Origin of the sequence: Psychrobacter sp. SC65A.3 (genome assembly GCF_025642195.1) — a bacterium.
Lineage (GTDB): Bacteria > Pseudomonadota > Gammaproteobacteria > Pseudomonadales > Moraxellaceae > Psychrobacter > Psychrobacter cryohalolentis.
Genome location: NZ_CP106752.1, coordinates 1,005,448 through 1,020,267, shown reverse-complemented (window position 1 = coordinate 1,020,267; position 14,820 = coordinate 1,005,448). Strand labels below are relative to the sequence as shown.

At 42.1% G+C, this 14,820-nt stretch carries 7 protein-coding genes; 3 read left to right on the top strand and 4 right to left on the bottom strand.

Translation table 11 applies throughout. From position 1 onward, the window contains the following. Window positions 1–280: 280 nt before the first annotated feature. Together OEG80_RS04400 and OEG80_RS04395 are read right to left on the bottom strand one after the other, a co-directional pair. Complete coding sequence (locus OEG80_RS04400; RefSeq protein ID WP_263241980.1) at window positions 281–1,387, bottom strand: lipocalin family protein; 1,107 nt, start codon at window positions 1,385–1,387, stop codon at window positions 281–283. Window positions 1,388–1,885: 498 nt separating this feature from the next. Further along, window positions 1,886–2,968, bottom strand: coding sequence for an NUDIX domain-containing protein (locus OEG80_RS04395; RefSeq protein WP_263241979.1), 1,083 nt, complete (start codon window positions 2,966–2,968; stop codon window positions 1,886–1,888). Window positions 2,969–3,182: 214 nt separating this feature from the next. Between OEG80_RS04395 and hemP the strand changes: the two genes are divergently transcribed. Further along, window positions 3,183–3,347, top strand: coding sequence for a hemin uptake protein HemP (hemP, locus tag OEG80_RS04390; protein ID WP_020443783.1), 165 nt, complete (start codon window positions 3,183–3,185; stop codon window positions 3,345–3,347). Between the two features lie 185 nt (window positions 3,348–3,532). Here hemP and OEG80_RS04385 read toward each other — a convergent pair whose 3' ends face one another. Next, window positions 3,533–8,527, bottom strand: a complete 4,995-nt coding sequence (locus OEG80_RS04385; protein WP_263241977.1) for a translocation/assembly module TamB domain-containing protein — start codon at window positions 8,525–8,527, stop codon at window positions 3,533–3,535. A gap of 77 nt (window positions 8,528–8,604) precedes the next feature. After that, window positions 8,605–11,979 (bottom strand): autotransporter assembly complex protein TamA, encoded by a 3,375-nt coding sequence (locus tag OEG80_RS04380; protein WP_263241976.1) that lies wholly within the window; start codon window positions 11,977–11,979, stop codon window positions 8,605–8,607. A gap of 471 nt (window positions 11,980–12,450) precedes the next feature. On the opposite strand from OEG80_RS04380, the gene OEG80_RS04375 reads away from it, so the two are divergent. Together OEG80_RS04375 and coq7 are read left to right on the top strand one after the other, a co-directional pair. Next, window positions 12,451–13,791 (top strand): MFS transporter, encoded by a 1,341-nt coding sequence (locus OEG80_RS04375; RefSeq protein ID WP_263241975.1) that lies wholly within the window; start codon window positions 12,451–12,453, stop codon window positions 13,789–13,791. A gap of 205 nt (window positions 13,792–13,996) precedes the next feature. After that, window positions 13,997–14,635, top strand: a complete 639-nt coding sequence (gene coq7 / locus OEG80_RS04370) for a 2-polyprenyl-3-methyl-6-methoxy-1,4-benzoquinone monooxygenase (RefSeq protein ID WP_263242467.1) — start codon at window positions 13,997–13,999, stop codon at window positions 14,633–14,635. Window positions 14,636–14,820 lie beyond the last annotated feature (185 nt).

Here is a 14,820-nt window from a genome sequence, read left to right as displayed (position 1 = left end):
TCTATGTACTCACTCAGATATGCTAACAGACGACTGCTGTCATCGATTATTATCATAGGAGTCTGTAGATAAGCTAGATTTTAGCTTAAAACGCCTTATTTTGCTAGTGATAACAAATTTGTATGAGTCACAAGCTATTTGATGACTACCGATTTAGCATAATAAAACGGGTTATTACGATAAAGGCAGCATATTATGCTGCCTTATTATCAATCCACTTAAACAATGCTAAATACAAGAGCCATGATAAATAAAGGCAATATAAACCATTATCAGACTTTTATGGAATCAAATCCACCGTCTGCTTACTCTGCGACGTTAATTTAAATTCTTTCAAATCATAACCCTGTTGCTGGGCAATTTGACGGTATTTGGCATAAGTCTCTTGACTCACATTTGGCGAACGAGCCAGCATCCATAAATACTTTTTATCAGGTGTGCCAACCAGAGCGGTTTTATAATCTGGATCACGTGCCAATACCCAATAGTCAGCTCTCCCTACCGGTAACCAACGAATCCACGATGGCAAAAAGGTAACTTTTAGTTTGCTTCCTGTCGCATCAGCAGGTTTTGCTAAGCCTTCAGCAATAATGTTCGAGCCATCTTCAGCCTTACACTGATTTATAACTTTGATACCTGAACCATCAGTTTTTTCAACATAATTAGCCGTCACATCGCTGGCACAGTTGCGCTGAAAATACATCGGCAAACGACCGACCTCATACCAAGTACCAGCATATTTATTGAGATCAACGCTATCTACCGTAGTCGGTGTACTAGCAGATTTATGAATAATACTGCTAGGTTTAACCGTGAGCACCTCTGCCGTTGCATTGGTCATGTGCTTGCTAGCAACCGCTTGAGTCATAGACGGTGTCGCTGCATAAGCAGAAAATGCTGCTAACGGTATGATAATAGCTAAGGCTATTCCAGTATGCTTAATAAGACCATTCATAAATATACGCTCTGGTATCTCTGCAACGCTTGCTGCGTTTTTAGGAGATATGATGTGAGGTGGCTCGACTATGGATTGCTCAAATTCTTTGAAGATACTTGTCTTAATACAATCAACTTCAGCTGTACTGGCGTTAAAGGTGCTGTTATCAATTAAATTAGAGTTAAGTACACTTACATGAGTTTTTTTGACACATTTATAATCAAAAAAGCTGGTTTGTTGTGACATATCTTGTGCCAGAGTTTCTAAATATTCTTTACTAAAACCTACATTATTATAGCTGGCGTCATTACTGGCACGGTCAATATTACCTGCTGGTGTTGCCTGATCTTTATTCATCTGATACTTAGGTAGCTGGTCAGTATGCGGTGATTGAGAACCAGCTGCCTCAGAATCAGACCATACTGACTTCGGTAACTTATTGGTTTTCATAGGGATACCATTTTATTAACAGTGATTATTAGGAGCGATCTATCTACTTATAGGCATTTATTCATACCATTGTTATTTATAAGAGAGGCACAAAACGATTTTCACCCACTGGCCTTGCAACAAAAAATGAATGGAAGTTAAATTGGCTATTACTTTTAACATTGTAGTCATTAAAAGTCTTAACAATTAATAAGTCTATAAAAGCTTGATTTAGCGCCCTTCGATAATTAATGATTCATAGTAATGGCAAATCCCTAATCAAAACAGTGTGGCAATGTAGGAAAACGCAACGGTTTGTAAGTAATTCTGTTTATAAGATATGGGAAGTTACATTTTTATTAACCGATAAAGAATATTCAAATCAATTACTTATCTAGTGCTATTTTTCCTCTGAGAATTTTTTTATTTGACCCACCATACTCTGGTTTTAGCAGTGTTCAAATGGCAGCTTGATGCCCAAAATTTTTATAAAAATGCGGGTAACTATAGTACCAAAAACTATTTTAAAAACTGGCGAATTCCAGCAACAGCAACGCCTCCATGTAGCACGGCTTGTTTATAAATCATAGGTGATAGTCCACCTAAGCCGATAACTGGCATATCCGCTAATTTTGCTAAATTTGACCACGCCTCCCAACCTAATGCCGGTGTATCAGGATGGGTTTGGGTACACTCAACAGGTGCCAAGAAAATACCGATAACGGGTGGCAACTGCTGCTGTAACCGAATATACGCCAGTTGATTGGCAGCACTAATGCTATCTACATCATGACAACTAACGATTAATGGCAAGCTTGTAGACAAGCCAAAGTACGACATGGGCTCCTTAGCTACTCCGCTTGACCATTGCATAAGCTGTGTCTGTGTTAAATGACTTGCTATTATTTGATTATTTGCTTCTACATTGTCTGTTTTGTCGATATCTAAGTGGTCAGGAGTAATCGCTTGAATATCAGGACGTAGTTGTAATAGCTGCTTGATACTGTTTTCTGTCCCTGCTGTTTTTGTCCGTATATAAACCCAAGCGCCAGCCGTTATATGCTCATGATGATACTGTAACCATGCTGCCATAGGATTAGAGGCAGCATCAAAATGCGATAATGGATAAGTAACTGTTATCTGCATAGGCAGCTGTAACCATGCAAGGATTGTCTTATTGGCAGCAGGCAAGTCATAATGTCCTGCTAGCAGCTCGGCCTTCTCTACCCATGTCAGCTTTTGACCTTCTAGACCATAGCTTAGGTTTTTATATTGTGCATATTGTTGTGCAGTCACTTCAATACGGTAAACTTGTAAGCAGACCTGCTTATCACCATAATCATGATGCAATCGACCGAGTTTAACTGCCGTATTATTAGCAATACTGATGCCTGTCTCTTCGGCAACTTCTCGTATCAGTGCTTGTTTTGCTGTTTCATGAGCGTCTATCTTTCCGCCTACAAACTCATAGCGGTTCCCTTGGTGTTGAGAAGCCGCCCTAAATCCTAGTAAATATTGATCCTTATAATGAATAACGGCAACCGCTACATTGACTGTCGTTATTGAAGTGTCTTTTATAGAGTTACTTTGTTCAACTGTCATCCTATTTTCCTTTAATGCTACTAAGATTGATGGCTAAAATTGTTTGAATGAAAAAAAACGGTTAGATAAGTTTACATAATCGCTATTATTTATTTTATAAATTTGCTTGCAAAATTATTCAATCTAAATGATAATTATTATCGTTAATAAATTATATTCTATTAGTATTTATTGTTTTGAATATTTGCTACTTTGCTATCAAAAGGAATTTACCATGAGTCTTGTAATCTCTCGTCATTTGAACTTCCGTGAAAACCGTCTGCCTACTTTGCAATCACAGCACTTGTTTGCTTTGACTAAAGAAGTACGTATTGAACATGAAGGCGAAGAATATCGCCTACGCTTAACACGTAATAATCGATTAATTTTAACCAAGTAAATTCTCTTAATGCTCATAAAAAAACGCCTTTTCATAAAGGCGTTTTTTATTTGATCAAATATCGATAATGGATTAATTTATAAATAGTTATTTCCAGTCAACCAATCTGCCAATCTGCCAATCTGCCAATCTGCCAATCTGCCAAAATCACAGCAAATATGAGGGTAGATATCTAAGTACAATCTTTAGAACTGCCAACTATAAACCACATCCACGGCATTTTCTGCTGCTGACGTTGCCTCTACATAGATACGGCGGGTCAACTGGTAACGTATCGACAAGCTGTTCTGCGCATTAAAAACGCCCACACCATAGCGGATATATAAGTCAGGGGTCACATAACCGGTGACATTGACGTTGGTATCTTCACTGCTGCCCGAAGCATCAACCGTTAAGCTTTGGAAACCAAACGCTTGACCGATTTGATTGGTCAAATTACGTGTGCCGCTCAGCCCAAAGCTCAGTCCAGCGGCCGCTAAGTTATTGGTGACTTGAGATTTAAAGCCTTGCTCACTGATTTGAGTAGCACTTTGATTATTAATACGACCCGTGACCAAGGCATTCATCGCTTGCTGCTGCGTAAGCCCCGCATTATTGAAAACGATAATATTAGGGCTTTCAGTATTACCTTTGACACGGACACCGACTGTTTTACCGCTGATATTTTTGACCGCTTCGATACTTAAACTTGGTTTCATCACATCGCCGTTGAAGCGCACTTGACCATAGTTAAGCTCTAGGTTTTGACCAAAAGCATTAATATTGGTACGACGTGAGACCTGTACTACCCCTTTTGCGCGCATGATGCCTGTACCGCTTTGCGTGACATGAATGGCACCTGCTAGAGGAATCACGGCACCAAAACCACGGAAGTTGATGTCATTACCCAAATCGATACCGATATCAGCATTGATTGACCAAGGTTTTGAGATAGCCAAAACCTCATCAATATTGCCGATAAGACGACGATCGAGTACGACAGCGTCTTCAGTCTGAGTAATAATATCTTCACTGGCCTCTGGCGGACGAATGGTCGCTGATGGCACACTGACTGCCCCAGTGATATTGACGTAGCGATCGGAAGGACGCACGATAATATCGATATCAGGATCAACACTCGCCACCAATAATGGCGGCTGGGTCAAAATCAAACCTTTACCATCTATACTCAGCTTAGCCTGTAGCTTTTGCTGCCAATTGACAGTGCCAGCAACCGTCCCTTTCCCTGTACCACTATTGAACCTACCATCTATCGTTGCTTGAGTACCACGGATTTTGGCAGTGGCATTCACTTTGGTCAAATTGACCGGCAAATCAAGCATCGCCATTCGACCATTCGCTAACTTCACATCACCATAAAACTGTGGCTTATCCAGTGTGCCGCCCAAACCGCCTGCCATAGTGATGTTGCCTTCGAGCACGCGCATACCAGGGAAGAAAGGTTTAAAGATAGCCAAGTTAAGCTCATTGAGCACCAACGCACCTGATATAGGTTTGGGCGTCTTATATGGATCGACGATCACTTCTGCATAACCACGAGCACCTTCACCCGTATTGATATCTGAGCGTATTTTTAGACCATTTGGTACAGACACAGCAATGAGCGAGATACGCTTGTAAGGTAAGGTGACAGGCAAGCTGTCACCATCTTGAATCAAGCCAATTTTACCGTTGTCAGAATACAGCGTGGTATTAATTGTCGGTGGACGACCACGTTGCCAACCAACAATCGCTTTACCATTAATCTTGCCATGCCAATCGATATCTTTTGGTAAAAACGCTGAAAATAGTGAGGTATCTAGTTTTTGTATCGCCAAATCAACTTGACCACTGGCAGCTGAAGCAATGAGGTTTTCACGTAAGCAGAGCTTTCCTGTTTGATCAGTCGCCTGCCAACAATGTGCCGCCAGCTGTACTTTTAGCTCTGTGCTATTTTTACCTTGCTTCTTAGGCAAATTAACAATCAGCTGCGCTGGCTGCAATTGGTTTAAGGTTGCATATTTGGACTTAACTTGACCCTTGCCAATAACACCTGACCAGCTGAGCTTATCTCGATTAAAACCACCCTTAAGCCTTGCTGAGATACTGAGCTTCTCATTAAGCAGATCAAAATCAACTACGTGAGCTTGTTCAGTACCATTAAAGGTTGCATTAAAGTTTTTAAAACTTTGTCCGCCAGCCTCTAAGCCTTCGGCAGTGATAATAAACTGGCTTGGACTGTTTGCCAAGTTAACCAGTTTGCCACGTATGCGACCTTGACGTAATATAAAGCCTGGTAGCGTAATACGCTCACCAACTAAATCAACATAAATCGTCGGCAATGCTTGTCCTGCTGGCTGTGACAAGGTAGCACCGCCAGAGACTTTACCACCAAGTTTGTCTGAGAGCTGGTCAAGGCTTGTGATATTGATTTTGGCTTGTAGCTGTTTGTCATTACCATTGGCGGTGATGTAATTATTACCCCAACGCAGTACCAAATTATTGGCATTTAAGCTTTCGATCAAAGCGTTCACTTGCTTATATTGTGCCTGCGCATCTTGCTTCTGCAAACGTTGAAAATAGCTTGCCAAGTCTTTTGGTAGATGTAGTTTGGCTGTCAAGCTGCCTTTGGCACTAAGTGGTTGACCCTTTAGCATCCCATTCAAATTCACTTGCTTGATATTAATCGTCTGTTGGGTATCGCCCCAACGTCCACTGGTATCAATAGTGCCGGTAATCGTACTCGGTATGTCTTTGAAGAAATAACCCAAATTAAAGCGATCCATGACCGCATCAATATCCCAAGCAAGACCTTGGCGCACATCAACGGTGCCTTTAGCATCAATACTGCCTGCTGCGCCCACATGTCGGAAACGCTTGATTCGAATGAGCTGTGCATTACCACTGGCATCAATAGTCAGTTTACCTGCTGGCAATTGCTCAGCGTCTAAGACACCATCAAAGTTTACGACGAAGTTTTTCAGTACGCCTTTTGCCTTAGCATTATTCTTTGGTGGACTTTGCCACTCGCCAGTGGTTTTTAAATCACCAGTAATAATAGCGGCATTATTGGGCAAGAAATAACCCAAATTAAACTTATCAAAGCGCCCATCTAGCGTCCAGCCGATATTCTTTCTTAGGTCGATGACACCCTTGGCTTTGACCGCACCTGCTTCGCCATTATAATTTAACTTGCGAACACTGATCAGATTTGGCGTACCAGCGGCATCGATTGATAAACGACCTTTTGGTACATCAGCCGTGTCAATTTGACCATCAAAACGCGCATCAAAGACCGATAGCTTACCGCCGATAATATCAACACTGGTATCGCCGCCGCCAGTAATGCCGATAGCACGACCTTTTTGCGTGGCATCCAACTGCGCCTGCAAAGCGGTATTATTGAAACTAATAATATGCCGCTGACCTTTGACACGGTTTTTAGTGATATTCAGCAATCGTCCGCGGGCACTGATACGTCCAGTTAGGCGCTCAAGCGGTATATCACTGCGGTATTGCTTGGGCAATAAGCCATTAGTACGTGCATCAATCTGCCAAGTAAGCGGACGTTTTTTAGTAGCTAATTGAATCTGACCTGTCCCTGACAAATCGCCCACTACGCCTTTATAGTTTAGGCGGTTGATATCAATGATATTGCCAGCCTTATGAAGCCTGACATCGTAGTTACCTTTAGGCGCTGCATTCAGCTCATTAATAATGGCTTTGCCATCGACAGAAAGATTTGAGCCGCGAACAATCACCTTCGCTTGTCCACTAGGGCTATTGATGTTGCCGATATTAGGGATATTTTTACGCACAAGGTTCTGCCATTTTGCATCAATATACAAAGGGGCAACTTGTTTAGATTTGACTGAGGTTTTTCCACGGACAATATTGGCATTGACTTGCTCGCCATCACGCTGACGTAATGCGGCATCCATTTCCATATTACCGGCAGTATTTTTATGCTGATAATGAAGGGATAAGCGCCCGTTTAACTTTTGCGGGGCATATACTTTAAAGTCCGCATATTGTTTAGGAATGACGCGTCGTACATCAAAATTACTGCCGCTCGCTCTTATCTTTGCATCAAAACTGCTGTTCCAATCCAAGATACCTTGCAATATCAAGTTGCCAGCGGCCACATCTGCATCTAGGCGATCAACACGTAGCTGACGATTGGCAAGAATGGCGCGTCCTTGGTAATGTCCTGAAGGAATGTCTTTAGCGGTCAATTCAGTGTTGATACGTAGGCGTATCTCTGAGATCACACCTGATGCAGTCGCGATGCCACTCTTCAAGTGAATGTTTTGACTGTCCGCATAAGGAACCAGAATGTCATCCCATTCAAGTTTTGCTTGAAACGGTGAATCAGGATCCAATCCCTGCACTACAAAGTCGCCACTAACCGCACTATCATTGTAGCGGCTACTAACCTTGCCAACGGTGCGCTTTAACGTGCCTGTTGCGGTGATATTCAAGGGATCAATATAGGCTTTTTCTAAAGCACTGACCTCTACAATGGCACTTAAATCTAAAGGATAGTCGCCTTGCAAATCGGCATGACCCTCTAAAGCACTGACTTTAACAATATCGCCATATTGCAAACTACCGCGACCAACCGTCACCATACTGCCAACCCACGTCAAATCGCGGGCTTCAACATCATGCACAACAATGGGGTCACGAGTTACTTGCTTATAAATGATGGTTTTTACTTTTGCATAATCAAAACGTAGATTAACCGGTAAGCTTAAGGTTCTATAATCGAATGCCTCACCTGTTGGCGGTTTTTTATTGATAATTTCAATGGTTTGTATATCCGCATCACGCAAATGTACCTCTTTGGCAAAGACGGCGCGCCAGCCTATTTTAACGTAAGCTTTATCTACCAATATCTCAAGATCTTCATTGGCAACAATATCGATATCATTGAGCCATAGACCTTCGCGCAGATTGCCGCTACCGTATTTGAATTCAATACCTGTTTCTGCACTGATTTTCTCTAAGATAAACTTAGTGCCTGACTCAGTACCCGCCGCATATAAGAAGATAGCAAACATAATCGCTAGCACGATAAGAATCAGTACCAGCAATTTGAGCACAAAAGACAACGGATACCAACGTCTTACGGCGCGGGCATCTCGTTGTGCTGGATCTTCATCTAATGGCTTATTAGGCAGGGTATTTTTGGTCGACATGACACTCAACTACGTTAAAGAATGATTACCAGCAATCGCTAGAATAATAAAAAGACAACGGTTTTGTTTATATACTTTTATAAAGGAGAGCCAATAAACAGATGCAATCTCACTGGAATACTCTCTTCTGTCACACCAGCTGCAACATCGACGCGCACCACGCCAACAGGTGACGCCCAGCGGATACCAACGCCGACACCAACTTTGGTATCTGTCTCAAAATCTTTGTCATATGCATTACCAATGTCAGTAAAAACAGCACCGCGAAAGCCGGGTTTAAACTCATAGTTATATTCTGCACTACCAACCGCGAGGATTTGTCCACCGGTCAGATAGCCTTTATCTAGTGGCGATAAGCTTTCATAGTCATAACCACGAATACTTTGGTCACCACCAGCAAAGAAGCGCAGCTTATAAGGCACCTCATCAAAGTCATCTGCCCAAATATAACCAGTATTGATACTGCCAAGCACTTGATGCTTGTCATCAGCACCAAAGCTATAAATACCGCTGACGCCAGCGCGAGCAATTGCTAGATTGGTATCGCTAAGCGCTTTATCAGCCCCCGCTTCAATCGAATAGTATTGGCGGATACCGCCAGTGGGATTGGTGACACTATCTACATCTGTCTTACTGATGCCATAACCAAGTAATAATGCTTGCTGTTTAGGCTTTGAAGACGTAAAGCGAATAGGAAGATCGTTTAACTGCGCTTCATCATCAATACCCGTTTCTAACTCATCTAAACGGTAGCGCAGAGAGTAGCTGCGATTCCACCCCGTTTCACGGCGGATATTACGCGCTAGCGACCCTTTTAGGGTTTTGGTAGACAAATCAAAATTGCCTTCACCTTGATTAATAGCTTCTTCTTCATAAGTTAAGCTTGCTTCAAGCTTATCATTCAAAGGATGTTTCCAAGGCCTGCTAGCATAGACACCGACATTTTTAGTAATTCTTGAGACTTCTGTCTCAAGCCCTGCTTGATAGCCTTTACGATTGAGCAGATTATAATCTATTTTCGCGGTTGCGCGGACACCTGTATCGGTACCATAACCAATACCCACCTGAGCATCACGCGGTTTATTTGCCGCCACAAACACGTATAGGGGTACTTTCTTACTCTCTAACACTTCTTGCGGTGTTTTACGCCCTGCCAATGTTGGTGGTACGAAGTTCTCATCCGCCAATATACTTTTCTCATCCGGGAATATCTTTTGTGCAATGTCGCTGATAGCATCACTAATTTTACCTAAAATACTGTTTGAATCTTGGTCTTTTTCATCCAATACCCGATCATTTGGCAGACGGCTTAAGCGTTCTGCTTTTTGCTTAATGGCCTGCAGCTTCTCAAGCGTCTCTTCATCGGCTTCAAATTCGATAGCAGCAATGTCAGCCGCATTTACTTTCTCTCCGCTATTGGCATAAAGCTCGCCGTCATTACTAACACCTTCTATTTGGCGCGCATTAACATCAGAAGCACTGTTTAATTCATCATCCATTGTTTCAATAAAATTGTCTACATTTGGTGAGTTATCAAAGGCCAAAGTAGCACTTTGTGTGCGCTCATCTGGCGGCAAAATCGACTCAACGTTAATGGTATTAAAATAACGGGTCGCCGATAAATCATTACTGAATTTCGTGACAGCGGGACGATAAAAAGGATCGCCTTCTTTAAAGTCGAATAACTGCCTTAACAGTGACAATTCAACGGGCAGTTTTGCAGGATCACGGGTCAGTGTCCCTGATTCTCTATCATAAGTAAAAAATACCACTTCATCAAACTCATAGCGATCGCCAGTATTGTAAACCAGTGAAACATCTGCTGTGTTATCAGGCAAGATAATATCGACGGATTTATTTAACCAATATTGATCAAAGTAACCGTAAGTATTACTGAGCGACTCAAGGGCAGATTTACTGTCTTTATAGACGCGGTGGTTAAAGATATCGCCTTCTTTTGGCGGCAGATCTTTTTCAAGCTCAACAAATTCTTTTTGCTCACTGCCTGCACCGCGAATGTCGACAATCCGGCTATCGACACGTACGGGCTCACCCAGCTTTTCAATGACGACGTCGATCGTGTCTGTATAAGGCTGGCTTAGACGCAAAGTCACATCATAGTAACCAACTGCTTTTGCAGCATCTAATGCGGTTTGACGTAAACGCGGTAATGCCGCTGTAAAGTCAACGACAGACTGCACAGTGGTATCATCAAGCGCCGCCTTGATATTCTTAATAGGCTGCACATCGTCATCAGCTTTGACTAGTATCGGCTTGGTATTGACAGCATTGCTATTGTTAGCTGCGACTTGTTGTAAGTAAATCGTAGTATCTACATGTGGTAGCGCCAGTGAGCCTGAATTAAACAATCGATTATAGAGACGCTTGACACTATTGCCTTTGTTGCGCGCCATTGGACTCGGCGTTTTGGCTTGCTCGATACTTTCGCTAACGGCTTCGGTATCGTTTTGATAATCTGGCAAATAGTCATCAGGATTGATCGAGTTTTCTGTATTCTTTGATTGATTGACGTTGGCTAAAATATCGTTATCTATCACTTCACTGGCATTACCACTGCTGACAGCATCGCTAACCGTAATAGGACGCGCCATGATCTCTGCAGTCTCAGCTCGCTCAGCAATGCTTTCATTGATGCCTAATGTATCTAAATTACTGGGTATCGGCAGATTGGTCGCGTCTAATTCCACATCCAACCCAATCGGCGGCGTACGATCGTCTAAAGTGGCGACAGGTGCATCAAAACCACTATTATTACTAGTGCCAATATTACTAGTGCCGATCCTATCGATATCTTGCGCGTTTTGTCTGTCCATCGCCGCAAGCTCACGATCAATCTCTTCAGGCGTCATCATCTGATAGCCCTGCTGCTGTATCGCTGCTGCTTGCTGCTCTAGATCTTGATTTGTATCAAAATTTTGCGCATCATCGAAATCATTATTAAAGCTATTGGCATTTTCTGGATTAACATTACTGTTAGTCTTGCCAGCTGAATTTTTCGCGTTTGGATTCTTAATACCTAGCGTTTGCTCACTATAGTCATCCAATACAGATTGCTCAATAATACCTTGCTCAACCGCTTTTTTTAAGCGCAGCGCATCTAACGCCATATCCAGCTGACGGTCATCATCAGAAATCGCCGATTTGGGGATTTTTGGCGACGCTGCTGTAGCAGTTTTTACTGTTATCTGACTGCTTATAGCGCTATTATTTGAATCAGTAGTAGCGGCAAAAGCTGCAGGGGCAAGACTACAGCCAAAACCGACCAAGCTGGTGGTCAATGCACTAAAAAGCGCTGTGCGGGTAAAATAAAGACGCGGAGTATCGTTAGCACTAATAGCAGTGCTAGATTTGATTGAGCTATTTTGGCAACCTAAGAGGTCAGGCAACTTAACAGGTACGTTATGCACTGGCGTTGAAGGCTGATGTTTCATATTCATTCCTATTCCCTTACGCAGTGCAAGGTTGCTGACGCTGACGACTGCTAAGTCTTGGCGGTAAATACAGGGATAACAACAATTATAATGAGCTAAAACAATTTTTTAACTTGCAGCTTTACTTTTTGTTTGACGATTTAGCCTACGATTGAAGCATTAACATATAATTAGTATATAAAAAATTACTTACATCAGACCATTTAAGCATCGGCAAACCTTTGCTATTGGCCACTTTATTAGGATTTAGTCGGCTAAAATTTACAAATCATAACTTAGTTAATTATGAAATCATAGCATTGGACGTATGTATTTTTGCCAAAGCCTTGCTATTATACGGCTTAACATTGATAAAACCTATGCCATATTTAGTTAAGTTTTTGATAGCGTTGATAATTACCCTAGTATTAATGACTATTTTCTCCGTCTTGCTTCACTTTTACTTGTCTTGACCCATTTGTAGGAATTTTCATGGCCAATCAATTTCAGTTATTTAAGCGTCGCCGTTTTAGCGCCATGTTTTTTACTCAATTTTTGGGAGCGTTTAATGACAATATTTTTAAGCAAGCGCTGATATTAGTCTTGACTTATACGGCGGCGAGCCAGCTTGGCGTTGAGGTTAGTATTTTAAATAACTTAGCGGCCATGTTATTTATTTTGCCGTATTTTCTATTTTCGGCGCTGGCAGGACAAATCGCTGACAAGTTTGAAAAGTCTAAATTGACCCGCTTAACTAAGCTACTTGAGCTGTCCATTATGGTGATTGCGGCAGTGGGTTTTGTATTTGAGTGGTATGCACTCTTATTTGTCGCGTTGTTTTTAATGGGCACACAATCTACCTTTTTTGGGCCCATCAAATATGCCTATTTACCACAAGCGATGCAAGAAAATGAGTTGGTCGGTGCCAATGGTCTGTTTCAAATGGGTACGTCATTAGCGATATTACTTGGTATGATTATCGCTGGCGTCTTAACCCAAGTGCCACAGCCGCTATATTGGATTAGTCTGACCGTATTAGTCGTTGCGATATTAGGTTATTTCGCCGCCCGATCTATACCCACCATGCCAGCGATGCAGCCTGATTTAAAGATTAATTGGAATATCTTTACCACCAGTGTGTCAACGGTACGTTATTTATATTCCTTACGGTTTTTGTTCTTCGTTATCTTGGGCAACAGCTGGTTTTGGTTTTATGGCGCAACTTTTTTGACCCAAACACCTGAATTCAGCAAAGTCATTCTTCATGGCGATGAGTCAGTGGTAATTTTCCTGCTGACTTTATTCTCAGTCGGTGTCTCTATCGGCTCATTATTATGCAAAAGGCTTACCAAGAATCAGGTCAGCTTACGTTTATTACCCTTTGGTATCGCTGGTTTGAGTATCTTTGCTATCGACTTGTATTTTTCTCTATCAGGATTGTCGATTGATGGGAATACTGAGACGTTAATCGGAGTGAGCGGATTATTCGCTATCCCTGGTAGCTGGCGCGTGTTTGTCGATTTATTCTTTTTGGGCTTTAGTGGCGGCTTATATATCGTCCCTTTATATGCGTCTATGCAGGCGTATGCACCCAAAAGCCATCGTGCACGCATCGTTGGTGCCAATAATATTTTCAATGCTATATTTATGGTCGGCTCTGCTATCTTTTCTATCGTTGTCTTAAATAGCTTGGGTATGTCACTACCGCAGTTGTTCTTAGTCACGGGCTTGCTCAATATTGCCTTTGGGGTATTTTTATATACCAAGCTGAACAAACATATTAAACATGCCAGCATCCAAACTCATGATGATCAGCTAAACAGACATGATTAAAGGGTTTGATAATTTGAATCAACAGCATTAATGACAACTGCCGTTATAAATCGATTGCTGAACGCCTCATTATTATGATGCCGACCATTGATGTTGTTTGCTATAGTAAGCGCTAAGATTGAGTAGTAGTCGCTGCAACCCTTTAACAATTCCATAGCAACACGTTATTCATAATAAATAATGCCATCAGGAGTGAATCATGGCTTTGCGTTCCTTATCTAAAATCGATCAATTACTGCTTGGGGTAGACAAGGCATTGCGAGCAGTCGTACCGCATTCCAATCCGAGTACTCGCCCTCTGCCTGTGAGTAGTGATGAGATTCCTGAGCTGAGTATTACAGAATCGCGGCACGTTGCAGGGCTGATGCGTATCAATCATACCGGAGAAGTATGTGCGCAAGGGCTGTATCATGGGCAAGCATTTACGGCAAAAGATAATAGTGTCAAACAAGCCATGCAGCAATCTGCCGAAGAAGAAGTCGACCATCTGGTCTGGTGTGAGACGCGTCTAAGCGAGCTTGGTAGTCATCCAAGTGTGTTTACACCTTTATGGTATGGCATGTCTTTTGGTCTCGGCGCAGTAGCAGGCGCCATCTCTAACGAGTTTAGTTTGGGGTTTGTCGCTGAAACAGAAGCACAAGTTAGCGAACATCTGCAAGATCATATTGGACAATTACCACCGCAAGATCAGCGCTCAAAAGAGATATTGGCACAAATGGATAGCGAGGAATTACATCATCGTGAGTTGGCACTTGCCAATGGTGGAGCTGCATTGTCGCCACTCATGCGTCATACCATGCGCTGGATGGCAAACCGCATGAAAGCCACGGCTTATCATTTTTGATTGATTTACTTTGACAAACACAGGGCAGCAAAAAATGCCTCAGTAATGACTTTTAACACTCCTACTACTGTTCGTATTGAGATTAATTTGCTAGGGTATAAAAAATTGTACGATTTTGCCGTAACTATATGAGTACAACGTCAATGTCTAGCAGATATAAAGCAGCTATTAAGCAATGGATTTAT

Coding starts and splice junctions, on each gene's coding strand:
- OEG80_RS04400 (WP_263241980.1), bottom strand. CDS start 1,387: ATGAAAACCAATAAGTTACCGAAGTCAGTATGGTCTGATTCTGAGGCA.
- OEG80_RS04395 (WP_263241979.1), bottom strand. CDS start 2,968: ATGACAGTTGAACAAAGTAACTCTATAAAAGACACTTCAATAACGACA.
- hemP (WP_020443783.1), top strand. CDS start 3,183: ATGAGTCTTGTAATCTCTCGTCATTTGAACTTCCGTGAAAACCGTCTG.
- OEG80_RS04385 (WP_263241977.1), bottom strand. CDS start 8,527: ATGTCGACCAAAAATACCCTGCCTAATAAGCCATTAGATGAAGATCCA.
- OEG80_RS04380 (WP_263241976.1), bottom strand. CDS start 11,979: ATGAAACATCAGCCTTCAACGCCAGTGCATAACGTACCTGTTAAGTTG.
- OEG80_RS04375 (WP_263241975.1), top strand. CDS start 12,451: ATGGCCAATCAATTTCAGTTATTTAAGCGTCGCCGTTTTAGCGCCATG.